The sequence below is a fragment of the Streptomyces sp. NPDC048002 genome (assembly GCF_040653275.1).
Classification (GTDB): domain Bacteria; phylum Actinomycetota; class Actinomycetes; order Streptomycetales; family Streptomycetaceae; genus Streptomyces.
The window spans coordinates 1-26,709 of sequence record NZ_JBEZNL010000056.1 but is presented as its reverse complement, the minus strand read 5'-3'; the positions used below and the strand labels follow the sequence as shown (position 1 = coordinate 26,709).

Sequence of the window (26,709 nt, the reverse complement as noted above, 5' to 3'; positions counted from 1 at the left end):
CTCCTTCAGGGCGGGGTCGGGGTGCGGCGCAGGCGCAGCACCACGGCTGCGGCCGTGCGGTGGTCCACGCCCGCGGCGATCAGGGCGGCTTGCGCCGAGGCCGTGCCGTCGTCGGCCCAGACACCGCGGTGGACGCTTTCGAGCAGGGCCAGCAGGTGCGCCTCCAGCGCGCTGCTGAGCGGGCCCGGCGGCACGCTGGAGTGGAAGACGCCCAGCCGCTGTCCGTCGGCGAGGATCAGGGCCGCGGTGGAGCGGGCGGGCGCGAGCAGTTGGGCCACGCGCCCCGCGCCGAGGTCCTGGTGGGCGAGGCCGATGAGCACGCGGTAGCGGTCGCCGACCGCCCACAGCGTCCGGACGAACCGGGCCAGCGCGGACACCGGGTCCGGTCCGGGCCCGCCGCTGACCGCGACCGCCTGCCGGATCGCCGTTCCGGCCTCGTCGGCGAGGCCTTCGACGAGCGCGGCACGGCCGGCGAAGTGGACGTAGACGGTCCGGCGGGACACCCCGGCCGCGGCGGCGATGGCTGCGAGGCTGCTGTCGGGGTCGCGCCCCAGTTCACGCCGTGCCGCCTCCAGGATCCGGGCCCGGGTGGCGGCGGGTGAGCGGCGGCGGGGCGCGGCCGGGGAGCGGTGGCGGCGCGCGACATCGCGAACGGGCCGGCCGGTGGTCTCGGCCGTCTCGGGTTCCTTCGTCACATCGATGACCTCCGGGTCGGGCGGCGAGCGGGCTCGGCTCGATATTTGCACACCCATGGGCAATAAACTAGTCTGCTCATGGATGTGCAATTAACCGTTCCCGGGAGCTCCGATGCCCTTCCTCGCCACCGCCCCCGCCGACCGGACGGCAGGGCCCTACGCCCGCCGCTGGTGGGCGCTGATCGTGCTCTGTCTGAGCCTGCTGATCGTCGTCATGGCGAACACCTCCCTGATCGTGGCCGCCCCGGACATGACCGCGGACCTGGGGCTGTCCAGCAGCGACCTCCAGTGGGTCATCGACGGCTACACCGTCCCCTACGCGGCGCTGATGCTGGTGCTCGGCGCGATCGGCGACAAGTACAGCCGCCGGGGCGCCCTGGTCGCGGGCCTGGTGATCTTCGCGGGCGGCTCGGTCATGGGCAGCCTGGTCGAGGAGACCTCACTGGTCATCACCGCCCGCGCGATCATGGGCGTGGGCGCGGCGGTCGTCATGCCGGCCACGCTCTCCCTGCTCGTCGCGATCTTCCCCAGGGCGGAGCGGGCCAAGGCCATCACCGCCTGGACCGCCACCTCCGGACTGGCCATCGCGGCCGGACCGCTGCTCGCCGGGTACCTGCTGGAGGACCACGCCTGGGGGTCCACGTTCCTGATCAACGTGCCCATCGCCGTGGTCGCCGTCGTCGGGGCCCTGATGCTCGTACCCCCGTCGAAGGCCGAGGGCATGGGCCGCATCGACTACGTGGGCGGCCTGCTCTCCATCGTCTCGGTCGGCTCACTGGTCTACGCGGCCATCGAGGGCCCGCACTTCGGCTGGGGCGCCGGTCCGGTCACCGCGGCCGTGGTCGCCGGGGCCGGTCTGCTCGCCTTCGTCGTCTGGGAGCTGCGGCATCCGCACCCCATGCTGGACGTCCGCAGGTTCACCCAGCGGCCGTTCAGCGGCTCGATGCTCGCCGTGCTGTTCTTCTTCTTCGGCACCTTCGGCGCGCTCTACTACGCCACCCAGTACCTCCAGTTCGTCCTCGGACACGACGCGCTGGAGACCGGGGTCCGGCTGCTGCCGCTGGCCGGCGCCGTCTTCGTGGGCGCGGCGGCGACCGGGCGGCTCACCCCGAAGCTGGGCGTGAAGGTCATGGTCGTCACCGGCATGCTCATCGGCACCGCCGCCGTCTTCCTGCTCACGCTGATCGACACGGGCTCCACGTACACCGACTTCCTGGCCCCGCTGATGATGCTGGGCCTCGCGATCGGGCTGAGCGTGTCCCCGGCCACCGACACCATCATGGGCTCCTTCCCCGAGTCGGAGCTGGGCGTCGGCGGCGGCGCCAACGACACCTCGCTGGAGCTGGGCGGCGCCCTCGGCATCGCGGTCCTCGGCTCCCTGCTGGGCACCGCCTACCGGGACAGGCTCACCGACCTGGTCGGCGCGGGCCTGCCGCACGAGGCGCTGGAGGTGGCCAAGGACTCGGTGGGCGGCGGCATCGCCGTGGCCCGGGAGGTCGCCAGGAACCCCGAGGGCGGCGCCCAGCAGTCCCAGGCCGTGCTCGACGCGGTGCACGAGTCCTTCGCCCACGGTGTCGCCGTGACCAGCCTCTTCGGCGGGATCATCATGGCCGCCGGGACGATGATCGTCCTCGCGGTGCTGCCCGGACGCAAGCGCTCCGGCGCGCCCGGGTCCGAGCAGGCCGAGCAGGCCGAGGAGACCCTCGACACCGTGTGAGCGGTGGGGGAGGTGGAGTGCGAACAGTGCGGCGGCGGGTCCCGAGGGAACGACCACTCGGGACCCGCCGCCGTTTTCCGGCCTACTTCAGGTAGGGGCCCGCGGTGCCGATCCGGCCGGTGCCGCCCAGCACGTACACCCGCAGATTGCCCTTGCCGGGCGCGGATACGGTCAGGGTGCCGCCGGTGACCTCCCGGACGTCACCGGTGACCGCGTCCACGTAACGGCCGTTGGGGACGCCCGTGAAGGTGGCTCCGTCGGTGACGGCGACCAGCGCGAAGCTGTCCGTCGAGCCGCTGGTGTACCGGCGCTTGAAGGCCATGCCGCCCGAGACCCCCTCGGTGGAGTACTGGCCCATCTGGAGCGCCGGGATCGCCCGCCGGATCTGGTTCAGCCGCTGCACATGCTTGACCAGCGGCTTCTCCAAAGTGGTCGCGACCGCCCCGCTGGCGGACCTCACCTCCGAGAAGCCGGCCGCCTCGACCTCGCCCGCGATCTGGTCGCCGAAGTAGGCGCGACCGGTGGTGGCCAGCGGGCAACTGGGCCCGCAGTCGATCTTCTTGCCCGCCTGGAACTCGACCTCGGAGCCGTAGTACAGCGTCGGGATGCCGCGGAACGTCCACATCAGGGACATGTTCTCGGCCCAGGCGTCGGTGCCGCCGGTGTAGCGCTCGCTCGACTTGTTGGGCCCGTAGTCGTGGCTGTCGACGTAGACGACGTTGTACGTGGCGTCGTTGTAACTGTCGTCGGAGTCCTTGCCGTTGGAGAACGCGTTGTGCGCGTCACCGAAGTTCATGTGCATCCGCATGTCGATGACGTGCATACCGGAGAACTGCGAGTGGTCCGGGGTGTGGTAGCTGTTGCCCTGGAGGAAGGCGTTGGTGGAGGTGGGCTGGTTGCCGGTGCCCTGCTGCTGCTCGTAGTCGTACATCTCCAGCGCCGCCTTGGCGTCGTCGGCGTCGTACTCCTTGCGCTCCTTCCAGGTGAAGAACTGCGCCGAGTGGTTGACCGAGCCGCGGTTCCACTTGTCGTTGACGAAGGCCGCGACCTCACCGAAGACGAAGAAGTTCTTCGCCGCCTCCGCGCCGAACCGCTGGGTGACCCGCTCCTGGATGGCGGGGAGGAAACGGCGGTTCCAGGTGGTGCGCGGGATGTGTACGGCCGTGTCGACGCGGAAGCCGTCGACGCCCATGTCGATGTACTTGTCGTAGGCGCCGATCAGGTAGTTCTGCACGGTCGCGTTCTCGGTGTTGAAGTCGGCGAGGTCCTCGTGCAGCCAGCACGAACGGGAGTCCTCGCCCTCCCAGTTGCCGATCCAGCACTGGTGGTACAGCGCCTTCGGGAACATCCCCGAAGTGGGGCTCGGCCACTGGCAGTTGTAGAGGGTGTACCCCTCGGCGCTCTTGCCGCCGGTCGGCTTGCCCCAGTTGAGACAGGTGTTGCCGGTCGGCTCGGCGGTCGACCACAGGTCGCCGTTGTAGTACGACTTGCCGCTCTTGGTCTCGACGGTCAGCCCGTCGTACTCGAAGCCCTCGTTCTTCTCGTCGTAGTACCAGCTCCACTGGGTGTCGCGGACGCCGTACACGGTCGGCGTGTACAGGCCCTTGGCGCCCCAGCGGGAGGAGTGGTTGTAGACGACGTCCTGGTAGATCTTCATGCCCTTGGCATGCGCGGCGTTGATCAGGTCCTGGTAGGTGGCGCCCGCCGACTCAAGGCGCGGGTCGACCTTGTAGAAGTCGTAGCCGTGGTAGCCGTGGTAGTCGTAGTCGGAGCGGTTGAGCACGACCGGGGTGATCCACACGGCCGAGAAGCCGAGGGACTTGATGTAGTCGAGCTTCTGCACCAGACCCTTGAAGTCACCGCGGAACATGGGGTCGTTGTTGGCCGCGTTGCCCGATTTGGTGTGCTGGCTGCCGCCGCGGTTGTTGGAGCTGTCGCCGTCGTGGAAGCGGGCGGTCAGCACGAAGTAGATGGGGTCCTTGCGCGGGTCGGTGCCCAGCGGGGTGCCGGCCGCCGGGGCGTCGGGCTTCTCCCCCGTGGTCACCTTGACGGCGGGGGAGGCGGCGGAGACGTTGCCGGCCGCGTCCACGGCCCGGACGGTGTAGGTGTACTCGGTCCGCTCCTCCAGGCCCGTGTCGGTCCACACGGTCGAACCGACGTCCGTGACCGTCGTGCCCGCCCCGCCGGAGCGGGTGACCTGGTACTTCGTGACGCCCTTGTCGTCGGTCGAGGGCTCCCAGGTCAGGACGACCGAGACGCCTTCGGCGCTCGCGCTCACCTCGGTGGGGGCGGTGGGTGCCTCGGTGTCCGGTTCCTCGGCCGCGCAGGGGTCGGCGGCATCCCCGACGACGGTGCGGTTCCTCACCGTGCTGGTGCCCGCGGGGATGGCGTAGTCGGCGCCGTTGTTGTTGTCCCAGGTCCCGTTGCCGTTGTTGAACGCGGCGGTCAGGGACGTGGCCGAGCCGAGGGCGACGGTCTGCTTCCACCATCCGGCGCACGCCGCCTGCATGCCGATGCCGGGGACGGTCGTCCAGCTTCCGCCCGTGGGCTTGTAGTGGATGTTCGCGGTCGACCAGCCGAGGGACTCGGTCGAGTAGTAGACGGTGGCCGTGTTGTCGGCCGGGGTCCCGGTGTCCGCGCAGGGGTCGGAGTGGGCGATCACGCCGTCCTTGACGGTGATGTTCCCGGTGCCGAGCGCGTAGTTGGCGCCGCCGTTGTTGTCCCAGGTGCCGCTGCCGTTGTTGAAGGTGGCCTGGAGGCCGCTCGCGGAGCCCAGGTCCACGGTCTTCTTGACCCAGTCCGTACAGGCGGCCTCCATGGCCACACCCGGGACGGTCGTCCAGGAGCCGCCGTCCGGGGCGTAGTGCAGGTTGTACTGGGACCAGTTCCTGGTCTTCGTGTAGTAGAAGACCGTTGCCGTGGTCGCCGTCTGCGCGACCGGTTCCGCCGCCAACTCGGCTTCCCTCGGGACGGCTTGGAGCAGGCTGAGCAACGAGCCGGCTATCACCAGCGCCGTGAGCGGCCGTCTGAGCCGCCGGGCGGGACTGCGTTCCATGGGACTCCCTCATGAGCGGACCGTGCTCGCCGGAGCACGGCCGTGGGCGCACTCGCGACGGCGGGCACGGGCCCTGGGGAGGCCGCGCCCACCGCCGCAAGAGGATTCGGAAACTTGCAGCAAGCGATTTCGTCGCTGGAAGTTACCCGCGTGTGAGCGCCGCGTAAAGAGAACGCACATCCCTTTCCTGAGAACGGAGTTGACTCGTCCGTATGGTGACGACTCAGGGCCCGGAATCCGGACGGGCCCGGCCGGGCGATGAGTTCGGCGCCGTCGCGCGGTCCTACACCGCGAACGCCCGATCACGGACACGCGGAAAGGCACACGTCCCATGAGCAAGGTCGTCCTGCACGTCACCATGTCCCTCGACGGATTCATGGCGGGTCCCGACGTCGGCGTCGAGCACCCCATGGGCCGAGGCGGGCTGCGCCTGCACGACTGGATCCTCAAGAGCCCGGCCGACGAGGTCGACTCCGCCGTGGGGGAGGAGGTCGCCGCCGCCACCGGCGCGGTCGTCCTGGGCCGCAGGACCTACGACGTCGGCGTCGGGGTCTGGCAGGACACCCCCTTCCCGCTGCCCTGCTTCGTGCTCACGCACCGCGCGCGGACGCCGCAAGAGATGAGGAGCGGAACCTTCACCTTCGCCACCGACGGCCTGGAGGACGCCCTCCGGCGGGCGGAAGCCGTGGCGGACGGCAAGGACATCGCGCTGATGGGCGCCGACGTGGCCCAGCAGGCACTCGGCGCGGGGCTCCTCGACGAGATCAACCTCCAGCTCGCACCGGTGCTCCTGGGCGACGGGCGCCGGCTGTTCGAGCATCTGGGCACGGACGGCATCGAACTGGAGCGGACCCGGCTCCTCGCCTCGCCGCACGTCACCCACCTGCGCTTCCGGGTGCACCGCGCGAGCTGACCCGGCCCCGGCGAACAGACCGGCGGGAGGCCGGAAGACAGGGATCCGACAGGGTCGTGGCATAGCCTCGTGACAGCGGACACCGCACGCCGCGGGTGTCCACGGCGAGGGGACGGCGATGCTCGGTAGGGACACCCGGCTGCTGGCGGGCGCCGTGATCGTGGCCTGCCTGGCGCTCGTCGGCCCGAGCACCGCCATCGGCTCCCTGGTCTCCGGGGCGCTGCCCGCCCGCGCCGCCGAGGACGTCGTGGCGAACCGGGTCATGACCTGGAACCTCTGCAACCCCTGCGAGGAGAGCAACGTCGACCGGGCCGCCGAGATCGCCGAGTACGCGCCGCAGGTCATCGGTGTGCAGGAGGCCTGCGTCAGTGACGTGGAGCGGATCCGGGAGTACCTGGAGAACCTGCACGGGCTGGTCTACCACGTCGAGTACGGCGCCGTTCTGCGGAACTGGGGCCGCTGCGGGGGAGTGCCGTGGAACCCGGGAGGTTACGGCCAGGCCGTCCTCTCGGCAGCGCCCATGACGGACCACGTCAACGTGGAGTACCCCGAGGGCGGTTCCGAGGACCGCGGGTACATGGCGGTCACCACCGAGGTCGCCGGGCGGACCGTCCGGGTCTTCAACACCCACCTCGCCGAGCGGCGGCAGGAACCGATCCGGGCGGGCCAGACCCGGGTGCTCGCCACCGCCGTCGCCCGGTACGAGCGGGCCGTCGTGATCGGTGACTTCAACGCCGTGCCCGACGCTCCCGAACTCGCCCCGATGTGGGAACTCGCGGTGGACGCCGACCCGGACTGTCATCCCTCGCCCGGCGCGGGCTGCTCCACCACGACCGACTGGCAGAGCAAGTTCGACTACATCTTCCTGCGGGACATCGCCCCGCTCACCCAGAAGGTGCGCCCCACCGAAGTCTCGGACCACGACATCGTCTACGCGGATCTGGCCCCGCCCGCCTGACCCCGGATCCGCCACCCCGACCAGGGGGTTTCAGCGCCGGGCGCGGGCCGAGGAGGGCCTGAAACCGGGCTGCGGCCATGGTGAAAGCGGGTCCGCGCAAGCTCTGTGTCATCAGCAGAGCGGAGCGGCCCCGCACCGGGGGCGCCACTGACCCACAGGGAGCACCAGCCATGACCGTCACCCTCACCCTCACCGACCAGGACAAGAGCACCCTGCGCACCGCCGCCTACGGCGCCGTGGCCCTGATCGCCGCCGCCACCACCGGCTCGCCCCACAAGGCGGCCGCGCACGGCTCCGTCGCCCTGGCCACCGCGGTCGGCCCGGTCGGGCACGTGCTCGCCGAGCGCTCCGCCGTCAAGGACCTCGGCGGACGGTCCGTGGCGGACCTCGCGGACCGGGTCCTGCCCGCGCTGACCGCGGCGATGGGCCTGCTCAAGGAGCGGCGCCCGGCCGAGGCGGACGACTTCCGCCGCATCGTCCTGGTCGCCGTCGAGACGGCGGCGCAGGTCCGCAAGGGCGGGCCCGGTGCCGTCCTGGCCGACATGACCCGCCGGATCACCGGTGCCCTGGACGCCGCGTGACCGGGCGCGGGGGAGGGCCGGCCCGTTTCGGGCCGGCCCTCGCCGCGACGGCCGCTCACTGCCGCTTCTCGACGTCCTTCACCGAGGACGGCCCCAACTGCCGGGCGTCGGCGTACTCCGGCATCGACATGGGCTTGTCGAACAGGAAGAACGACTGGTTCGTGCCGACCGTGAACTCCATGTACGCGTTCGTCGTGGCGTCGAAGCCGTAATAGGCGTTGCACGTGGAGCCCGACGTGTACGTGCCGTCCATGCCGGGCTGCGCGAGGACCGCTATGCCGTCGGAGGAGGACTCCACGCGTTCGGTCGGCGTGAGCATCTTGCAGCGCGGCACCGGCAGGCCCTTCATGATGAAGTACCCGTACTCGCCCTTGGCGTTCTGGATGTAGACGTACGACAGCTTGCCCCGCTTGCCCCAGGTCTTCACCCACTGGTTGATCGCCTCGCGGGTCGGCGAGTACTCCATGCGGCCCGCCGGCTGTCGCGCCACGAGATGGTCGTAGTTCTCCTGCTTGGCCGCGTTCTCCTTGTCCTGGCTGGAGTCGTCGGTGCAGGACGTCAGGGCGAGGCCCACGACGGGCGCGAGGACGGTGGCCTGTGCCGGGCGTGCGAAGTTCTTCATGCGGTGCTGCCCTCTTCTCCGGGTGCGTCGGGGATCAGTCGGTGCACGTGGTGCGCTCGGCGTCGAGGTCAAGCCGGTACGGCAGATCCTTGTCCCGGAAGGCGGTGCGGTGCTCCTGGGCGGCCTTCGAGTTGTAGGTGTTGACCGACTCGATCCGCGTGGACCTCAGCGCGGTGATCGACTGATCGATGTGTGCCTTGCGGGTCTCCGAGGCGTTCTCCCGCTCCTCGCGGAGCGCCTCGATGGTCCCCTCCGCGTTCTGCGCGGCGGCGCAGAGGTCGAAGAACTCCTCGTACGTCGTCTGGCGGAACTCGCCCGAGGCGACGGTGTTCTCGCGCTGGTCCGCCTCACCGCGGAACGGCGCGGTGATCCACCCCGCCCCGCCGAAGGCGAACACCCCGACCACGTACAGCGCGGCCAGGCCGATGATCCCGGCGACGGCGTACGCCCCTAACCGTGCCCCCTCGCGTATCTGCCCCATGGCAGCCCCCTTCACCGGCGGTCCCGGCGTGGAACCACCTCCCGCGAAGGAGGACACGGGGCCCGAGGAATCGGTTCCGCCCGTACGAGCCGATGTCGTACGAATGTTCGTCGCCGCCCCGGGGGCCCCGGGGAAGTGGGCCGGGGCGGCGGGGCTCAGGCGGCGCTGACCTGCGCGGTGGATCCGCGGACGACGAGTTCCGGTTCGTAGAGCAGTTCGCCCATGGGGACCTCGCTGCCCTGGATCTGCGCGACGAGCAGGTCCACGGCGGCCCGGCCCATCGCCTCGATGGGCTGGCGCACGGTGGTGAGCGGGGGCTCGGTGCAGGTCATGAACGCGGAGTCGTCGAAGCCGACCACCGACACGTCGCCCGGTACCGTCAGCCCCCGGCGGCGCACCGCCCGCACCGCGCCGAGCGCGAGGGGGTCGCTGGCGCACACGATGCCGGTCACACCGCGCTCCAGCAGACGCGAGGTGGCGGCCTGTCCGCCCTCCAGGGAGAACAAGGTTCGCTCGACGAACTCGTCGGCCAGCTCACGGCCCGCGACGGCCGCCGCCCGCTGCGCGGCGGCCAGCTTGCGGCGGGAGGGCACGTGGTCCCCGGGGCCCAGGACCAGCCCGATCCGCTCGTGGCCCAGGGAGACCAGGTGCCGCCAGGCCTGCTCGATGGCGACCATGTCGTCGCAGGAGACGGTGGGGAAGTCCAGGCCCTCGGTCGGCGCGTTCACGAGCACCACGGGGATCTTGCGCTCCTGGAGCTGGTGGTAGTGCTCGTGGGAGGCGTCGGCCTGCGCGAACAGACCGCCGGCGAACACCACCCCGGACACCTGCTGCTGGAGCAGCAGTTCCACGTAGTCGGCCTCCGACACACCGCCCTTGGTCTGCGTGCACAGCACCGGTGTCAGTCCCAGCTGCGCCAGCGCGCCCCCGATCACCTCCGCGAACGCGGGAAAGATCGGATTCTGCAGCTCGGGCAGGACCAGACCCACCAGACGCGCCCGCTCACCGCGCAGCTGCGTGGGCCGCTCGTATCCGAGGACGTCCAGTGCCGTCAGCACCGACTGGCGCGTGGCCTCGGAGACCCCGGGCTTGCCATTGAGGACCCGGCTGACCGTGGCCTCGCTGACCCCCACCTTCTTCGCCACCTGAGCAAGTCGTCGCGTCATGCGCGCAAGACTAGCGCAAATCCTGCAAGCCGCTTGCCTTGCGTCGTCAGACGGCTGTTTCCGCTCGGTCCGCCCGGCCGTCGCGGGGCGGACCGAGCGCACCACAGCCCTGTGCAGTCCATCCCGTCTCCGCGATGGACTGCAAAAGGTGATGTCGACGGTGAAATCAATGAAGGAGCTGTGAGGAAATTCCTTGCATCACCAGGGTGATGGAGCCGGGGGCTGTACGACCGGCGGGCGGTCGTCACAGGTGATGGTGTTGGGCAGCAGCCAGTCGGCCAGCCATCCGCCCTCGTTGCCCCCTCGGTCGGCCAGCGTGAACTCCGATCCCGTCGGCGGGAAGTTGAACGATCCGCAGTTGTTCACCCCGACCGCGCCCACCCCGCGCGCGTCGACGTTCTCGAACGTGGCGGAGCCCTTGACCCGGGCGCTCACGACCGAGGTGCCCGTCCCGTCGACCCGGACGTCCTTGAAGTGCACGTTCGGGACGGAGTAGCGGTCCTTCACGCCGTACTCGCTCACCAGCATGATCGCGTTGTAGGTGCTGTCGAGGTAGTGGTCGCCGGTGACCCGCACGTCCGCGTCGATGCTTCCGTCGAGCGCGTAGAACCAGATCGAGCCCAGTCCGATCCTCCAGTTCAGGTCGAGCGTGCCCGCGCGCACGGTGGTGTTGTCGGTGAAGTCCAGGGATCCGGCGAACGGTTCGGAGCCGAACCGCGCGCCCGCGTGCAGCCCGCTGCCCTCGCGCACGGGGTCGGCGACGAGGTTGCCGCCGACGGTGTTGTCCCGGCCGCCGTAGACCGCGATGCCGTTGGCGAGGACGGGGGACTGGACGGTGTTGCGGGAGACGACGTTGCCGGCGTTCGCCGACTTCTCGGACCACAGGGCGAGCCCGTCGTCCCCGGTGTTGCGGACGAAGTTGTTGTGCACGAGCGAATCGGTCACGCCGGTGTGGAAGTTGAGCGCGTCGGCGATCTGGTCGGTGATCACGTTGTTGGTGACCCGGACGTTCGACATGGGGCCGTCGAACCACAGGCCGACCTTGGTGTGGTGGATGTACAGGCCGTCGACGGTGGAGTCGCTCATCGCCCCGCCGACTCCGTTGACCTGGTCGGTGTCGATGCGCTCGCGCACATCGCCCTCGATCGCGAAGCCCGAGAGATGGACGTCGCGGCTCCCGCCGTCGGCGGCGCTCCTGCCGTAGAACCCGACGCCGGTGTGCAGCGAGCCGTCGGGGGCGGGTTCGTCCAGGGTGACCTGGCGGCCCTTGACGACGGTGTGCCAGCTGCCGGCACCCCTGATGGTGACGTCGTCGACCACGATGTGCCGGCTGACGCTGTAGGTTCCGGGCGGGAGGTACACGGCGCGGTCGCTGCGCCGGGCCGCCTCCATGGCCCGCTCGATGGCCGGCGCGGCATCCCTGCGCCCCGTGGGATCGGCCCCGTACCGCAGGACGTTGACCCCTCTCCGGTCGACGTACGCGGGCTTCACCAGCTCGGTGTCGAGGAGGTCGACGACGGTCCAGGCGGCCGCGCCGCGGGCGGGCACGGTGAGCCGTACGCGTTCACCGGCGCGGAAGGTCTTGCCGAGCAGCAGGCGTTGCTCGTCGTAGAAGTGCGTGGGCCGGAACGGCTTGGAGATCTGCGGGGGTTCCTCGGCCTCGGCGGGGACGCAGGAGCACTCGGTGAGCCACCAGTCGGGGTGGAGCAGGTCGGCCTGCGGGTCGTTGGTGAACGGGTACTGGTTGTAGAGCCAGGAGTACTCGGAGGTGAGCGTCATCGAGGTCTGGTGCCGGCCCGAGACGGACACCTGGAGCGGGGACCTGATGCCACCGCCCCCGGGGGCGTCCGGGATGCTGTACCGGACGGTCAGCGCGTTCGCGTTGCGGGGCAGGACGAACTCGACGTACTGACCGGGTAGCAGCTTGACCGCCTTCCGCCCCGACGCCTCGGAGGGCAGCGTGTAGGGCGTCCGGTCGGGCCCGATGACCTCCCCGTCGGTGCGGGCGTTCTCCGCCTCCTGCTCGTCGAAGTCCACCGCGGCCCCGCGGCCGGCCACGAGCGCCGGATCGAGGGCGGCCCGGGTCACGACCGGTCCGCGATGACCGCCGGTGCCGTCCGGCCGGGCGGGCGCGGCCATGGCGATGCCCTGGACCAGGGTGGCGACCGCGAGGGTCACGGACAGCAGGGCCGCGGCTCTCGTGCCGCCGTCCGACCGGTGGTGCGCATGTCTTCCGAACATCGTGGCTCGCTTCTGTCGGTGTCGGGAGCGCTGGGACAGTAGGCGCGCCGTACCGGGTTGCACAAGGTGTCCGCACGGATTTGCGCGATGGTGTGCAGAGATTGAGTGACATGCCTCTCCGAGTTGCGCCGGACTCGGGCGGCCCCAACTCCCCGTCCGTGTCACACCCGTTGACAAAGCCGTCACCCGGTAGAAACCTGTGGCCCAAGTGATGCAAAAGATTGACTGAAAACCTCAAAAGATCAAAGTGTGCACTGTGAATTGTCGCCAGGCCGCTGTCGGTCACCTGGCGACGAGCCCTGTCGTGGCCGACGTCCCAGCTCTTGGAACAAGAGGGTTGTCAATGAGATGGAAGCGGCATTACTGGCGCACGGTCGTCAGTACGGTGATCGGCGGCATGATCGCCGTCGGTCTGCTGCCCGTCACCGCGGAGGCGGCCGACGGGCCGAACCTGGCGCTCGGGAGACCGGCCACCGCCGGCGGATCACTGGGCGGGTACCCCGCCGCGCATGTCACCGACGGCAGCCAGGCCTCGTACTGGGAGGGGCCCACCGGCTCCTTCCCGCAGTGGGTCCAGGTGGACCTGGGGAGCGCCACCGACGTCACCGGGGTGTCCCTGAAACTGCCCACCGCGTGGGAGGCGCGCACGGAGACACTGAGCGTCCTGGGCAGCACCAACGGCACCTCGTTCAGCACCCTGTCGGCGTCCACCGCCAGGGCCTTCAACCCCAACGGCGCCAACACGGTGAACATCACCGTCCCGGAGACCGGCGTCCGGTACGTACGCGTCCAGGTGGCCGCCAACACGGGCTGGAACGCGGCGCAGCTCTCCGAGCTGGAGGTGTACGGCACCGGTGAGGACCCGGAGGAGCCACCGCCGGCGGACGGCACCAACCTGGCCCGGAACAAGCCGATCGAGGCGTCCTCGACGACCCAGTCGTACGTGGCGGCCCAAGCCAACGACGACAACACGGCCACCTACTGGGAGTCCGCGGGCTTCCCCTCGACCCTGACCGCCAAGCTCGGCGCCAACGCCGAACTCCAGGCCGTGGTGGTGAAGTTGAACCCGGACGCCGTCTGGGGCGCCCGCACCCAGAGCATCCAGGTGTGGGGGCGTGAGCAGAACGCGACCGGCTTCACCTCGCTCAAGGCGCGCGCCGACTACGCCTTCAGCCCCTCGGCCAACCAGAACACGGTCACGATCCCCGTCTCCGGACGTTACGCCGACGTACGTCTGGAGGTGTTCTCCAACACCGGGGCGCCCGGCGGGCAGGTCGCCGAGTTCCAGGTGGTGGGCACCGCGGCCCCGAACCCGGATCTGACCGTCACCGGCCTGACCTGGACCCCCGCCTCCCCGTCGGAGGCCGACGCCGTCACCGTCGAGGCGACCGTACGCAACAGCGGCACCGCGGCCTCCGCCGCGACCACGGTCAACGTGAGCCTTGAGGGCACGGTCGCGGGAACCGCCCAGGTCGGCGCGCTCGCCGCCGGGGCCTCGGCCACCGTGCCGGTCGGGGTGGGCAAGCGGCCCGCCGGCAGCTACACCGTGACCGCGGTGGTCGACCCGACCGACACCGTCGCCGAACAGGACGACACCAACAACAGCAGGACCGCCGCGTCCAAGCTGGTCGTGGGCCAGGCCCCCGGCCCCGACCTGGTCGTCACCGGCATCACCACGAACCCGGCCAACCCCGCGGTCGGCGCCCAGGTCGGCTTCACGGTCGCCGTGCAGAACCGCGGCACCAGTGCGGTCACCACGAACACGGTGACCCGGGTGGTCGTCGGCAACACCCTGCTGAACGGCACCACGGGCTCCATCGCCGCCGGGGCCACCGTCTCGGTGCCCATCAGCGGTACCTGGACCGCCACCAACGGCGGAGCGACGCTCACCGCCACCGCCGACGCCACCGAGGTGCTCACCGAGACCAACGAGGGCAACAACGTCTTCGCCCGTTCCGTCGTCGTCGGCCGGGGAGCGGCCGTGCCGTACACCGAGTACGAGGCGGAGGCCGCCCAGTACAACGGAACCCTTCTGGAGACCGACGCCAAGCGCACCTTCGGGCACACCAACTTCGCCACCGAGTCCTCCGGACGCAAGTCGGTCCGCCTCAACTCCACCGGTCAGTTCGTGGAGTTCACCTCCACCAACGCGGCCAACTCCATCGTCGTGCGCAACGCGATCCCGGACGCGGCGGGCGGCGGCGGGCAGCAGGCCACCTTGAGCCTCTACGCCGACGGCCAGTTCGTCCGCAAGCTGAACCTCTCCTCCAAGCACAGCTGGCTGTACGGGTCCACGGACGACCCCGAGGGCCTGAGCAACACCCCGGGCGGTGACGCGCGCCGGCTCTTCGACGAGTCCAACGCCCTGCTGACCCAGACCTACCCGCCCGGAACCAAGTTCCGCCTCCAGCGCGACGCCTCGGACACCGCCTCCTACTACATCGTCGACCTGGTCGACCTGGAGCAGGTGGCCCCCGCGGCGACCCAGCCCGCCGGCTGCACGTCCATCACCACCTACGGCGCCGTCCCCAACGACGGCATCGACGACACGGCCGCCATCCAGCGGGCCGTGACCGCCGACCAGAACGGCGAGATCGGCTGCGTGTGGATCCCGGCGGGGCAGTGGCGCCAGGAGCAGAAGATCCTCACCGACGACCCGCTCAACCGCGGCACCCACAACCAGGTCGGCATCCGCGACGTCACCATCCGCGGCGCCGGCATGTGGCACTCCCAGCTGTACACCCTCACCCCGCCCCACCAGGCGGGCGGCATCAACCACCCGCACGAGGGCAACTTCGGCTTCGACATCGACGACAACACCCGGATCTCCGACATCGCCATCTTCGGCTCGGGCACGATCCGCGGCGGTGACGGCGGTGCCGAGGGCGGTGTGGGCCTCAACGGCAGGTTCGGCAAGAACACCAAGATCAGCAATGTGTGGATCGAGCATGCCAACGTCGGCGTCTGGGTGGGGCGCGACTACTCCAACATCCCCGAGCTGTGGGGCCCCGGTGACGGCCTGGAGTTCACCGGGATGCGGATCCGCAACACCTACGCCGACGGCATCAACTTCGCCAACGGCACGCGCAACTCCACCGTCTACAACTCCTCGTTCCGCAACACCGGCGACGACGCGCTCGCCGTCTGGGCCAGCAAGTACGTCAAGGACCAGTCGGTGGACATCGGCCACGACAACTCCTTCCGCAACAACACCATTCAGCTGCCCTGGCGGGCCAACGGCATCGCCGTCTACGGCGGTTACGGGAACAGGATCGAGAACAACATCATCTCCGACACCATGAACTACCCGGGGATCATGCTGGCCACCGACCACGATCCGCTGCCCTTCTCGGGGCAGACCCTGATCGCCAACAACGCCCTGCACCGCACGGGCGGGGCCTTCTGGGGCGAGGCCCAGGAGTTCGGCGCGATCACGCTGTTCGCCGCCTCCACCGACATCCCGGGCGTCACGATCCGGGACACCGACATCCTCGACTCCACCTACGACGGCATCCAGTTCAAGAACGGAGGGGGATCGGTACCCGGGGTACAGATCCAGAACGTCGACATCGACAGGTCCAACAACGGCTCGGGGATCCTGGCGATGGGCGGCGCCCGGGGCAGCGCGACCCTGACCGACGTGACCATCACCAACTCGGCCCAGGGGAACGTGGTCGTCGAACCCGGATCCCAGTTCGTGATCAACGGGGCCGCCTCCTAGCGGCGGCGCGGGCCGCCTCCACGGGCACCTGACGCCCGAGGGCTTCCGCGGTCACCACTCCGGTGACCGCGGAAGCCCGCTCCGGCATGCCCGGGCAAGGGGGCTGCGCGCACTCGGTTCAAGCAGTGAAATCCCCGGCTCCGAACCGGTAGACGAGGCGATGGAACTCTGCAACTCTCCGATCGCTCAACGAAAAAATGGAACGTTGAGTGCCTCGTACTTCCGACTGAGCCGTGCCCCGCCGTCCGCAGAGCGAGCGGGGCCGAGATCGGGGACAGATGAGAACCCAGCACTGGAGATCACGGAGCGTCTGCGCCGTGATCGTCACCAGTCTCCTGGCTCTGGGCACCACGACGCTGTCGGCCTCCGCCGCCGGAGGCCCCAACATCGCCCTCGGTGACCCCGCCGCCGCCAGCAGCACACAGTCCGGCTACGGCGCCGCCAACGTGACGGACGGCAACCAGGCCACCTACTGGGAGGGCGCCGGCGCGTCCCTGCCCCAGTGGATCCAGGCCGACCTCGGCGCCACCACCCGGGTCGACGAGGTCGTCCTGAAGCTGCCCGCCTCCTGGGAGAGCCGCAACCAGACCCTCTCCATCCAGGGCAGCGGCGACGGAACCAGCTTCACCACCCTCAAGACCTCCGCCACCTACGCCTTCAACCCGGCCGACGGCAACACCGTCACCGTGGCCTTCCCGGCCTCCCAGACGCGCTACGTCCGGGTCAACGTCACCGCGAACACAGGCTGGCAGGCCGCCCAGCTCTCCGAACTGGAGGTGCACTCCGCCGACGGCTCCTCCGGCAACCTCGCCGCCGGCCGGACCCTCACGGCGAGCGGCAGCCAGGGCGCCTACGGCACCCCCAACGCCAACGACGGCAACAGGGCCACCTACTGGGAGAGCACCAACAACGCCTTCCCGCAGTGGCTCCAGGCCGACCTCGGCGCCGGACGCAGCATCGACCGCGTCGTCCTCCGCCTGCCCGACGGATGGGGCCAGCGCAGCCAGACCCTGAAGATCCAGGGCAGCGCCAACGGCACCTCGTTCACCGACCTGACCGCGTCCCAGGCGTACGCCTTCAACACCGGGAACGGCCAGACCGCGACGATCTCCTTCGACCCCACGACCACGCGCTACGTCAGGGTCCTGGTCACCGCCAACACCGAGCACCCGGCGGCGCAGATCGCCGAGCTGGAGATCTACGGGCCCGCCACCGGCGACACCCAGCCGCCGACCGCCCCCACCGGCCTGGCCTACACCCAGCCCGCCACCGGGCAGATCAGGCTCACCTGGAACGCCTCCACCGACAACACGGGCGTGACCGGCTACGACGTCTACGCCAACGGCGAGCTGCTGACCACGGTCGCGGGGAACGTCACCACCTTCACCGACACCCGCCCGGCCGGTCAGACCGTGTCCTACCGGGTCCGCGCCAAGGACGCCGCCGGCAACGAGTCGGGCGACAGCAACACCGTCACCCGGATCGGCGAGTCCGGTGACACCCAGGCGCCCACCGCCCCGGCGAACCTCCAGTACACCGAGCCCTCGGCGGGGCAGATCAGGCTCACCTGGACCGCCTCGACCGACAACACCGGAGTGACCGGCTACGACATCTACGCCAACAACGTCCTGCGCGACAGCGTGGCCGGGAACGTCACCACCTTCACCGACACCCAGTCGGCTTCGGCGACGGTGACCTACCAGGTGCGCGCCAAGGACGCCGCGGGCAACGTGTCGGCGTTCAGCAACTCCGTCACCCGCAACGGCACGTCCGGCGGCTCGAACCTCGCGGTCGGCAAGCCGATCGAGGCCTCCTCCACGACACAGACCTTCGTCGCGGCCAACGCCAACGACAACAACACCGCCACCTACTGGGAGTCGGCGGGCTTCCCCGCGACGCTCACCACCGAGCTGGACGCGAACGCGGACCTGACCGGTGTTGTGGTCAAGCTCAACCCGGACGCGGCCTGGGGCGCGCGGACCCAGAACATCCAGGTCCTCGGCCGTGAGCAGAGCGCCTCGGCGTTCACGAGCCTCGTCGCCGCCCGCGACTACGCCTTCAACCCCGCCTCGGGGGCGAACACGGTCACCATCCCCGTGACCGCGCGCGTCGCCGACGTCCAGCTCCGCTTCACCTCCAACACCGGCGCGCCCGGGGCGCAGGTCGCGGAGGTCCAGGTCATCGGCAGCCCGGCCCCCAACCCCGATCTCGTGGTCACCGCACTGACCACGTCGCCGGCGGCGCCGGTCGAGTCCGACGCGATCACCGTCTCCGCGGTCGTCCGCAACAACGGCAACGCCGCCGCGGCCGCCAGCAGCGTCGCGCTGCGCCTGGGCGGCACCAAGGTGGCCTCCGCCGACGTCGGCGCCCTCGCCGCCGGGGCGCAGACCACCGTCAGTGCCTCCCTCGGCGCCCGGGACGCGGGTACCTACCAGCTCAGCGCCGTCGCCGACGAGGGCGAACGGGTCATCGAGCAGAACGAGAGCAACAACACGTACACCAGCCCCACTTCGTTGGTGGTCCGGCCGGTCGACAGCTCCGACCTCGTCGTCTCCTCGGTGACGACCTCGCCGTCCAGCCCGTCGGCCGGACAGAACGTGACCTTCAAGGCCACGGTGAAGAACCAGGGCACGGTGGCCTCCGCGGGCGGTGCCCACGGCCTGACCCTGACCCTGGTGAACTCCTCCGGCGACACCGTCAAGACGCTGACCGGTGCGCACAGCGGTGCCATCGCCGCCGGTGCCTCGGCGGCCGCCGTGGACCTGGGGCCGTGGACCGCGGCCAACGGCTCGTACACGGTGAAGGTCTCCGTCGCCGCCGACGGCAACGAGCTGCCGGTGAAGCGGGAGAACAACACCACCTCGCAGCCCCTGTTCGTCGGACGCGGCGCCAACATGCCGTACGACATGTACGAGGCGGAGGACGGCACGGTCGGCGGCGGTGCCGCGGTCGTCGGGCCGAACCGCACCGTCGGCGACATCGCGGGCGAGGCCTCCGGCCGCAAGGCCGTGAACCTGGACTCGACCGGCGAGTACGTCGAGTTCACCACCCGCGCCTCGACCAACACCCTGGTCACCCGCTTCTCCATCCCGGACGCGGCGGGCGGTGGCGGCATCGACTCCACCATCAACGTCTATGTGAACGGCACCTTCAGGAAGGCGATGCCGCTGACCTCCAAGTACGCCTGGCTGTACGGGGCGGAGACCGCGCCGGGCAACTCGCCGTCGGCCGGCGGACCCCGGCACATCTACGACGAGGCCAACATCTTCCTCGACGGGACGGTGCCCGCGGGCAGCAGGATCCGGCTCCAGAAGGACGCGGCGAACACCTCCACGTACGCGATCGACTTCGTCAACACCGAGCAGGTCGCACCCGTCGCCAACCCCGACCCGGCGCGCTACGTCGTACCGGCCGGATTCACGCACCAGGCCGTACAGAACGCGCTCGACCAGGCCCGGACGAACACCGCCTACGAGGGCGTCTACCTGCCGCCGGGCAGCTACGAGACCAGCAGCAAGTTCCAGGTCTACGGCAAGGCCGTGAAGGTGGTCGGCGCCGGGCCCTGGTACACCAGGTTCCACGCGCCCGCCGCGCAGGAGAACACCGACGTGGGCTTCCGCGCCGACAACACCGCGCAGGGCTCGCTCTTCCAGGGCTTCGCCTACTTCGGCAACTACACCTCGCGCATCGACGGACCCGGCAAGGTCTTCGACTTCGCCAACGTCACCAACGTCACGATCGACAACATCTGGAACGAGCACATGGTCTGCCTCTACTGGGGCGCCAACAGCGACCGGATCACGATCAAGAACTCCCGGATCCGGAACATGTTCGCCGACGGCGTCAACATGACCAACGGTTCCACGGACAACCTCGTGACCAACAACGACGCCCGCGCCACCGGTGACGACAGCTTCGCGCTGTTCTCCGCCATCGACGCGGGCGGCGCCGACATGCTCAACAACGTCTACGAGAACCTCTCCACCACGCTCACCTGGAGAGCCGCGGGCATCGCCGTCTACGGCGGCTACCGCAACACCTTCCGCAACATCCACATCGCGGACACGCTGGTGTACTCGGGCATCACCATCTCGTCGCTGGACTTCGGCTATCCGATGAACGGCTTCGGGACCGAGCCGACGACCTTCGAGAACATCTCCGTCGTCCGCGCGGGCGGGCACTTCTGGGGCGGCCAGACCTTCCCCGGCATCTGGGTGTTCTCCGCCTCGAAGGTGTTCCAGGGCATCCGGGTCAGCAACGTCGACATCGTCGATCCCACGTACAGCGGGATCATGTTCCAGACCAACTACGTCGGCGGACAGCCCCAGTTCCCCATCAAGGACACCGTCTTCACGGACGTCTCCATCAGCGGCGCCCGCAAGAGCGGGGACGCCTACGACGCCAAGTCCGGCTTCGGACTGTGGGCGAACGAGATGCCCGAGGCCGGCCAGGGCCCGGCGGTCGGTGAGGTCACCTTCAACGGCCTGAAGCTGAGCAACAACGCGGTCGACATCCGCAACACCACCTCCACGTTCCGGATCATCAACAACCCCTAGTCCGGGAGCGTGCGCACACACGCGCCCGCAAGCCGCCGGGGCCCCGTCCAGGGCCTCGGCGGCTCCCGCGTGCCCCGCGCGGGCCCAGGTTCGCCTCCGGCGCCCCACAGGGGCCACCAGGGCTTCCCTGGCATCGTCGAAAGTTTGCAGCGGCTTACACGTACCTGTCGCGCCGATGTGGTGCGACGGAGGCTGGAGTAGCCGCTCAGCTTCAGACTCTTGTCGTGCAATTACGAAATCAGCGCGAGATCTTGCGTTCACTTGTCGGGGGTGGTTGAGTGTGCCACGCCTCACAGCGCATCAGCGATGGGGCGACTTCCACGCACATGCCCGAAGGGGGCCACTCATGAGAAGTGCCCGGATCCGCCGTGTCCGCCGCGTCTGCGCGGTCACCCTCGTTTCCGCGCTCACGCTGACCGCGCTCGCCGCCTGCGGCACCAGCAGCAGTAACGACAGCGACGACGAGTCCGGGAACAACACCTCGGCTGACCCGTCCGCGCCCCTGGACCCGAAGACCAAGGTGACGATCACCATCGACTGCATGCCGCCGGCCGCGAAGGCGGCGGAGCTGAAGGAGTGGAAGGAGGACGTCGCCGAGTTCAACAAGACGTACCCGAACGTCACGATCGAGGGCCGCTCCACGCCGGGCCAGTGCCTGGAGCCGCCGCGGTTCACCGCCATGCTCAAGGCGAAGTCCCAGCCCGACGTCTTCTACACGTACTTCACCGACCTGCCGCAGGTCCTCGACCACGACGGCGCCGAGGACATCACCGCCTACGTCAACGACAAGACGGTGCCCCTGCTCAAGGACATCGACCCGGGCGTCCTCGGCTCGCTCCAGCACGAGGGCAAGCTCTACGGTCTGCCCACCAGCAACTACACGATGGGCCTGCTGGTCAACCGCAAGCTGTTCAAGCAGGCCGGCCTCGACCCCGACAACCCGCCGCGCACCTGGGAGGAGGTCCGCACCGCCGCCAAGAAGATCGCCGACCTCGGTGACGGCATCGCAGGCTTCGGCGAGTACAGCGCGGGCAACACCGGCGGCTGGCACTTCACCGCCCAGATGTACAGCGTCGGCGGTGAGGTCGTCGACGCGAGCGGCAAGAAGGCCGCCTTCAACACCGACCTCGGCAAGCAGGTCGCCGAGAACCTCCACGCCATGCGCTGGGAGGACGACAGCATGGGCAAGACCCAGCTGCTGAAGTGGGGCGACCTCCAGAAGCAGATCGCCACCGACAAGCTCGGCATGTTCCTCGCCGCGCCCGACGACATCGCGTACATGGTCCAGCAACTCGGCGCGAAGTACGAGAACTTCGGCATGGGGCCGATCCCCGGCGGCAAGGCCACCCTGGCCGGCGGCAACAACTACATGATCAAGGAGGGCATTTCCTCCGACAAGGTCAAGGCCGCGATCGCCTGGCTGAACTTCAAGAACCTCACCGTCGGCAAGGGCCAGTTCGACTGGGCGCGCACCAAGGCCGACAAGCTCCCCGTCGGCGTCCCGCAGCCCAACTTCTGGCTCAACGAGTCCAAGGCCAAGGACGACGCCTCGCGCGCGGAGAACGCGACCATGCCCGTCGAGAACTTCAAGACCTTCATGGACAACCCCGTCGCCGGCAAGGCCGAACCGGCGAAGGCGCAGGAGGTCTACAAGGTCCTCGACAACGTGATGTCCGGCATCCTCACCAACGAGAAGGCCGACATCGACAAACTGCTCGACACCGCGGAGACGCAGGTCAACCAGGTCCTCGCCAACGGATGACCGGCATACCGGCAGGGGCGGGCCCCGTCACCCGCCTCCGCCGGGCCCCGCGCACCCCGGACCACCCCGGCCCGGGTCGGACAGCAACCCCGGCCATCAGCACCAAGGAGCGACGATGTCGGCCCCGAGCCTGACCCCGACGAAGGCGAAATCCCCCCGCCGCCCGGCCCCGCACCGCGCGGGATCCGCACCCGGCGGCAGCCGTTTCGCCAAGGAACTGCGCCGCAACCTCACCGCCCACGGCTTCCTCATCGGCGCGGTCCTCTGCTTCGCGTTCTTCTCCTGGTACCCGATGATCCGGGAGTTCCTGCTCGCCTTCCAGAAGACCGAGGACGGCGCCACCACCTGGGTCGGCCTGGACAACCTCCGCACCGTATTCAACGACCCGGCGTTCTGGCAGGCCTGGCGGAACACGCTCCTGTTCACGGTGCTGGCCCTGCTCCTGGGCTTCGTGGTGCCGTTCGTCGTGGCCCTCGTCATCAACGAGTTCCAGCACGGCCAGGGCTACCTCCGGCTGCTTGTCTACCTCCCCGTGATGCTGCCGCCGGTCGCCTCCGTACTCCTCTTCAAGTACCTCTACGACCCCGGCTACGGCCTGCTCAACGAACTGCTCGGCTTCCTCCACCTGCCCGAACAGCAGTGGCTCCAGGACCCGGACCTGTCCATGCTCTCCGTGGTCATCGCCGCGACCTGGATGAACATGGGCGGCGCCACCCTGATCTACCTCGCCGCGCTCCAGGGCATACCCGGCGAGCTGTACGAGGCGGCCGAACTCGACGGGGCCGGCCTCTTCCGCAAGATCTGGCACGTGACCATCCCGCAGACCCGTCTGATCCTGTCGCTGATGCTGCTGATGCAGGTCATCGCCACCATGCAGGTCTTCGTCGAGCCCTTCCTGCTGACCGGCGGCGCCGGCCCCGAAGGATCCACGACCACGGTCGTCTACCTGATCTACCAGTACGCCTTCAACTTCAACAACTACGGTGCCGCGGCGGCCCTCGGCCTGCTCCTGCTCGTCCTGCTCGCCGCGTTCTCGGCGGCCTACGTCAAGCTCAGCCGCTCCGAAGACGAGTAGACCGAAAGAGACCACCATGTCCACGCGCACCCTCATCTCACCGGCCCAACTCGCCAAGCCCCGCGGCAGGTTCCTGTACTGGGCCACCTTCACCGTCGTCGTCGGCGGCTTCACCCTGGTCTTCCTGGGCCCCCTGTACTGGCTGGTCTCCAGCGGCTTCAAGGACACCCAGGAGGTGATCCGGACCCCGCCGACGCTCGTGCCCGAGTCGTTCACACCCGACAACTACAGCCGCGCCTGGGAGGTCATGGACCTCTCCACCCTGCTGCTGAACACCTGCTTCTACGCCTTCGGCGCGCTCGCCTTCCAGCTGGTCCTCGACGTCGCGGCCGCCTACTCGCTGTCCCGGCTGCGCCCGGTGCTCGGCAAGGCGATCCTCGGCATGATGCTGGCGACGCTGATGATCCCCGCGACCGTGCTCGTCGTTCCGCAGTACCTGACCGTGCTGGACGTGCCGATCTTCGAGCGGAACCTGCTCAACACCCCGTGGGCGATCTGGCTGCCGTCCGTCACCAACGCCTTCAACATCTTCCTGCTCAAGCGGTTCTTCGACTCCATACCCAAGGAGCTGCTCGACGCGGCGGCCATGGACGGCGCTTCCCCCATGCGCATCCTGTGGTCGATCGTCCTGCCGATCTCCCGGCCCATCCTGGGCGTGGTGTCGATCTTCGCGGTCGTGGGCATCTGGAAGGACTTCCTCTGGCCGATGCTCACCCTGCCCGACCCGGCCAAACAGACCCTGAACGTCGGCATCTACTCGCTCTCCAACGGCGTCCCGGTGAACGTCCTGATCGCCGCGCTCACCATCGCCTCCCTGCCGACCCTGCTCATCTTCCTGGTCTTCCAGCGCAACATCATGAGCGGCCTCACCGCCGGCAGCCTCAAGGGCTGACCCCGCCCCGCGGAACCTCCGCCCGGCCGCTCGTCCACCATGAAGCCTTCGCCGCCGTCCCGTCCGACAACGCCCCGCAGCGTCCGGGACGGCGGCGAAGAACCAGCCCTGCCCGAAAGGACCGTCACGTGGCAGCCCCTCTCCCGCCCCGCACCGACGACTGGTGGCGCGACGCCGTCATCTACCAGGTGTACCCGCGCAGTTTCGCCGACGGCGACGGCGACGGCTCAGGTGATCTCGCGGGCGTACGGGCGAGACTGCCCTACCTCGCCGAACTCGGCGTCGACGCCCTGTGGTTCACCCCCTGGTACGCCTCACCCATGGTCGACGGCGGGTACGATGTCGCCGACTACCGCGCGGTCGACCCCGCCTTCGGCACCCTCGACGAGGCCGAGAAACTGATCGCCGAGGCCGCCGCCCTCGGTGTCCGGGTCATCGTCGACATCGTGCCCAACCACATCTCCGACCAGCACCCCTGGTTCCGGGCCGCCCTCGACGCCGGCCCCGGCAGCCCCGAGCGCGCCCGCTTCCACTTCCGCCCCGGCCGCGGTGAGCAGGGTGAACTCCCGCCCAACGACTGGCCCTCGGAGTTCTCCGGCACCACCTGGACCCGGGTGCCGGACGGCGAGTGGTACCTCCATCTGTTCACCCCCGAGCAGCCCGACCTGAACTGGGACCACCCCGAGGTGCGCCAGGAGCACGAGGACATCCTCCGCTTCTGGTTCGAGCGCGGCGTCGCCGGCGTGCGCATCGACTCCGCGGCCCTGCTCGCCAAGGCCCCCGACCTCCCCGACTTCGAGAAGGGCGTCGACGTCCACCCGTACGTCGACCGGGACGAACTGCACGACATCTACCGCGCCTGGCGGGCCGTCGCCGACGAGTACGGCGCCATGTTCGTCGGCGAGGTCTGGCTGCCCGACGCCGAGCGCTTCGCCCGCTATCTGCGCCCCGACGAACTGCACACCGCCTTCAACTTCAACTTCCTCACCTGCCCCTGGGAGCCGGTCCGGCTGCGCGCCGTCATCGACGCCACCCTCGCCGAGCACGCCCCGGTCGGCGCGCCCGCGACCTGGGTGCTCTGCAACCACGACGTCACCCGGACGGTGACCCGCTACGGCCGCGAGGACACCGCCTTCGACTTCGCCACCAAGACCTTCGGCACCCCCACGGACCTCGATCTCGGCACCCGGCGGGCCAGGGCGGCGGCCCTGCTGACCCTGGCCCTGCCCGGCTCGGTCTACCTCTTCCAGGGCGAGGAGCTGGGCCTGCCGGAGGCCGAGGTCCCGCGCGAGCGGATCCTCGACCCCATGCACTTCCGCTCCGGCGGGACCGACCCGGGCCGGGACGGCTGCCGCGTCCCGCTGCCCTGGACGCAGGACGGCCCCTACGCGGGCTTCGGTACGGACGAGCGGAACGAGCCGTGGCTGCCGCAGCCCGCCGGCTGGTCCGCGTACGCCGTGGACCGGCAGAGCCTCGACGCCTCCTCGATGCTCTCCCTGTACCGGGAGGCCCTGCTGATCCGCCGCACCACACGCGGCTTCGGTGACGGCGCCATGACCTGGCTGCCCGCACCGGACGGCGTCCTCGCCTTCGCCCGGCCCCAGGGCGTGCAGTGCCTGGTGAACTTCTCCGCCCGGCCGGCCGCCCTGCCGGCGCACCGGGAACTGCTGCTCGCCAGCGGACCGCTCGACGACGGGGGTCACCTGCCGGGGGACACGGCGGTGTGGCTGCGCGTCTGACCGGCGTGGGGCGGCCGACGGGCGGCGCACGGTACTGACCTGCGGAAATAGATGTCCTGTGAACGGATATGGGTGTCCGGATAACGGTCGTGTCACGGGTGCTGGCACTTTGCGAGGTCACCCTGGGTGCTGTGACACTCGCCACTCTCGATCAGGTGGGGCCTGTGTTAGGAATGCGTAAATCCGCAGGTGGCAACACCCCTGGCCGTCCTGTGGAGTGCCGGTCAGCACCGGCAGCACGACCGAGGTGGTGACGCTCCGAGTCCACGGAGCGGATCCCTTCGTTCGCCGACCGGACAACGGCGTTCGCTCACCGACCGCATCCCCACCGGCCGCCCCGCGCGCCGGTCTGCGCTTCCGAGGTCCCCACCGTGTCACTCGATTCCTTCACCCAGTCCGTCGACAAGGCGGTCAGCGGATTCTTCGAACCGATAGCCGCCTGGCTCGTAGAGGTGGTCTTCTACTCCGTGCCCGTGGGGGGAACGGATCTTCCGCTGATCGTGGCCTGGCTCGTGGTCGCCGGTCTGGTCTTCAC

Annotated in this window: 16 protein-coding genes and 1 pseudogene; 11 read left to right on the top strand and 6 right to left on the bottom strand. The window is 69.7% G+C overall.

The genetic code is table 11. The features are described from left to right. Positions 1-5 precede the first annotated feature (5 nt). Entirely contained in the window at positions 6-752 is a 747-nt protein-coding gene (locus tag AB0E07_RS37220) for a TetR/AcrR family transcriptional regulator (protein WP_362262099.1), read from the bottom strand. 55 nt (positions 753-807) lie between these two features. On the opposite strand from AB0E07_RS37220, the gene AB0E07_RS37215 reads away from it, so the two are divergent. Then, on the top strand, positions 808-2,412 hold the full coding sequence (locus AB0E07_RS37215) for an MFS transporter (protein WP_362262097.1): 1,605 nt from the start codon (positions 808-810) through the stop codon (positions 2,410-2,412). Positions 2,413-2,494: 82 nt separating this feature from the next. Here AB0E07_RS37215 and AB0E07_RS37210 read toward each other — a convergent pair whose 3' ends face one another. Further along, positions 2,495-5,467 (bottom strand): carbohydrate binding domain-containing protein, encoded by a 2,973-nt coding sequence (locus tag AB0E07_RS37210; protein WP_362262095.1) that lies wholly within the window; start codon positions 5,465-5,467, stop codon positions 2,495-2,497. A gap of 331 nt (positions 5,468-5,798) precedes the next feature. Between AB0E07_RS37210 and AB0E07_RS37205 the strand changes: the two genes are divergently transcribed. The 3 genes from AB0E07_RS37205 to AB0E07_RS37195 all read left to right on the top strand — a co-directional run bounded on the left by AB0E07_RS37205 (position 5,799) and on the right by AB0E07_RS37195 (position 7,919). Further along, entirely contained in the window at positions 5,799-6,380 is a 582-nt protein-coding gene (locus AB0E07_RS37205; RefSeq protein ID WP_362262092.1) for a dihydrofolate reductase family protein, read from the top strand. Positions 6,381-6,498: 118 nt separating this feature from the next. Further along, positions 6,499-7,338 (top strand): endonuclease/exonuclease/phosphatase family protein, encoded by an 840-nt coding sequence (locus AB0E07_RS37200; protein ID WP_362262089.1) that lies wholly within the window; start codon positions 6,499-6,501, stop codon positions 7,336-7,338. Positions 7,339-7,508: 170 nt separating this feature from the next. Next, positions 7,509-7,919, top strand: coding sequence for a hypothetical protein (locus AB0E07_RS37195; RefSeq protein ID WP_362262086.1), 411 nt, complete (start codon positions 7,509-7,511; stop codon positions 7,917-7,919). Between the two features lie 55 nt (positions 7,920-7,974). On the opposite strand, the gene AB0E07_RS37190 is transcribed toward AB0E07_RS37195, so the two are convergent. From AB0E07_RS37190 to AB0E07_RS37175, 4 genes are all read right to left on the bottom strand, one after another. Then, positions 7,975-8,541: a hypothetical protein gene (locus AB0E07_RS37190; protein ID WP_362262083.1), complete on the bottom strand. Its 567-nt coding sequence runs from the start codon at positions 8,539-8,541 to the stop codon at positions 7,975-7,977. A gap of 34 nt (positions 8,542-8,575) precedes the next feature. Beyond that, complete coding sequence (locus tag AB0E07_RS37185) at positions 8,576-9,022, bottom strand: hypothetical protein (protein WP_362262080.1); 447 nt, start codon at positions 9,020-9,022, stop codon at positions 8,576-8,578. Positions 9,023-9,177: 155 nt separating this feature from the next. After that, the gene (locus AB0E07_RS37180) at positions 9,178-10,188 is read right to left on the bottom strand and encodes a LacI family DNA-binding transcriptional regulator (protein WP_362262077.1); all 1,011 of its coding nucleotides are present in this window, start codon (positions 10,186-10,188) and stop codon (positions 9,178-9,180) included. Between the two features lie 198 nt (positions 10,189-10,386). Further along, positions 10,387-12,327, bottom strand: coding sequence for a glycosyl hydrolase family 28-related protein (locus AB0E07_RS37175; RefSeq protein WP_362262147.1), 1,941 nt, complete (start codon positions 12,325-12,327; stop codon positions 10,387-10,389). Positions 12,328-12,772: 445 nt separating this feature from the next. Here AB0E07_RS37175 and AB0E07_RS37170 point away from each other — a divergent pair, with 445 nt between their 5' ends. The 7 genes and pseudogenes from AB0E07_RS37170 to AB0E07_RS37140 all read left to right on the top strand — a co-directional run. Beyond that, positions 12,773-16,150, top strand: a complete 3,378-nt coding sequence (locus tag AB0E07_RS37170) for a CARDB domain-containing protein (RefSeq protein WP_362262075.1) — start codon at positions 12,773-12,775, stop codon at positions 16,148-16,150. A gap of 278 nt (positions 16,151-16,428) precedes the next feature. Further along, on the top strand, positions 16,429-20,706 hold the full coding sequence (locus tag AB0E07_RS37165) for a discoidin domain-containing protein (protein WP_362262072.1): 4,278 nt from the start codon (positions 16,429-16,431) through the stop codon (positions 20,704-20,706). 346 nt (positions 20,707-21,052) lie between these two features. Then, on the top strand, positions 21,053-22,468 hold the full coding sequence (locus tag AB0E07_RS37160; protein ID WP_362262070.1) for an extracellular solute-binding protein: 1,416 nt from the start codon (positions 21,053-21,055) through the stop codon (positions 22,466-22,468). A gap of 115 nt (positions 22,469-22,583) precedes the next feature. Beyond that, a complete protein-coding gene (locus AB0E07_RS37155; RefSeq protein ID WP_362262067.1) occupies positions 22,584-23,543 on the top strand; it encodes a sugar ABC transporter permease in 960 nt (319 codons plus the stop codon). A 16-nt stretch (positions 23,544-23,559) separates the two neighbouring features. Beyond that, positions 23,560-24,435, top strand: a complete 876-nt coding sequence (locus AB0E07_RS37150) for a carbohydrate ABC transporter permease (RefSeq protein ID WP_362262065.1) — start codon at positions 23,560-23,562, stop codon at positions 24,433-24,435. Between the two features lie 128 nt (positions 24,436-24,563). Further along, on the top strand, positions 24,564-26,174 hold the full coding sequence (locus AB0E07_RS37145) for a glycoside hydrolase family 13 protein (protein WP_362262063.1): 1,611 nt from the start codon (positions 24,564-24,566) through the stop codon (positions 26,172-26,174). Between the two features lie 371 nt (positions 26,175-26,545). Next, positions 26,546-26,709, top strand: a pseudogene (locus AB0E07_RS37140) (D-alanine glycine permease); the annotation flags it as partial.

Excerpts from the sequence above, each read along its gene's own strand:
- AB0E07_RS37195 (WP_362262086.1), top strand. The coding sequence starts at position 7,509 with ATGACCGTCACCCTCACCCTCACCGACCAGGACAAGAGCACCCTGCGC.
- AB0E07_RS37155 (WP_362262067.1), top strand. The coding sequence starts at position 22,584 with ATGTCGGCCCCGAGCCTGACCCCGACGAAGGCGAAATCCCCCCGCCGC.
- AB0E07_RS37175 (WP_362262147.1), bottom strand. The coding sequence starts at position 12,327 with ATGGCCGCGCCCGCCCGGCCGGACGGCACCGGCGGTCATCGCGGACCG.
- AB0E07_RS37165 (WP_362262072.1), top strand. The coding sequence starts at position 16,429 with ATGAGAACCCAGCACTGGAGATCACGGAGCGTCTGCGCCGTGATCGTC.
- AB0E07_RS37170 (WP_362262075.1), top strand. The coding sequence starts at position 12,773 with ATGAGATGGAAGCGGCATTACTGGCGCACGGTCGTCAGTACGGTGATC.
- AB0E07_RS37185 (WP_362262080.1), bottom strand. The coding sequence starts at position 9,022 with ATGGGGCAGATACGCGAGGGGGCACGGTTAGGGGCGTACGCCGTCGCC.
- AB0E07_RS37200 (WP_362262089.1), top strand. The coding sequence starts at position 6,499 with ATGCTCGGTAGGGACACCCGGCTGCTGGCGGGCGCCGTGATCGTGGCC.
- AB0E07_RS37215 (WP_362262097.1), top strand. The coding sequence starts at position 808 with ATGCCCTTCCTCGCCACCGCCCCCGCCGACCGGACGGCAGGGCCCTAC.
- AB0E07_RS37150 (WP_362262065.1), top strand. The coding sequence starts at position 23,560 with ATGTCCACGCGCACCCTCATCTCACCGGCCCAACTCGCCAAGCCCCGC.
- AB0E07_RS37205 (WP_362262092.1), top strand. The coding sequence starts at position 5,799 with ATGAGCAAGGTCGTCCTGCACGTCACCATGTCCCTCGACGGATTCATG.
- AB0E07_RS37220 (WP_362262099.1), bottom strand. The coding sequence starts at position 752 with ATGGGTGTGCAAATATCGAGCCGAGCCCGCTCGCCGCCCGACCCGGAG.
- AB0E07_RS37190 (WP_362262083.1), bottom strand. The coding sequence starts at position 8,541 with ATGAAGAACTTCGCACGCCCGGCACAGGCCACCGTCCTCGCGCCCGTC.
- AB0E07_RS37180 (WP_362262077.1), bottom strand. The coding sequence starts at position 10,188 with ATGACGCGACGACTTGCTCAGGTGGCGAAGAAGGTGGGGGTCAGCGAG.
- AB0E07_RS37160 (WP_362262070.1), top strand. The coding sequence starts at position 21,053 with ATGAGAAGTGCCCGGATCCGCCGTGTCCGCCGCGTCTGCGCGGTCACC.
- AB0E07_RS37210 (WP_362262095.1), bottom strand. The coding sequence starts at position 5,467 with ATGGAACGCAGTCCCGCCCGGCGGCTCAGACGGCCGCTCACGGCGCTG.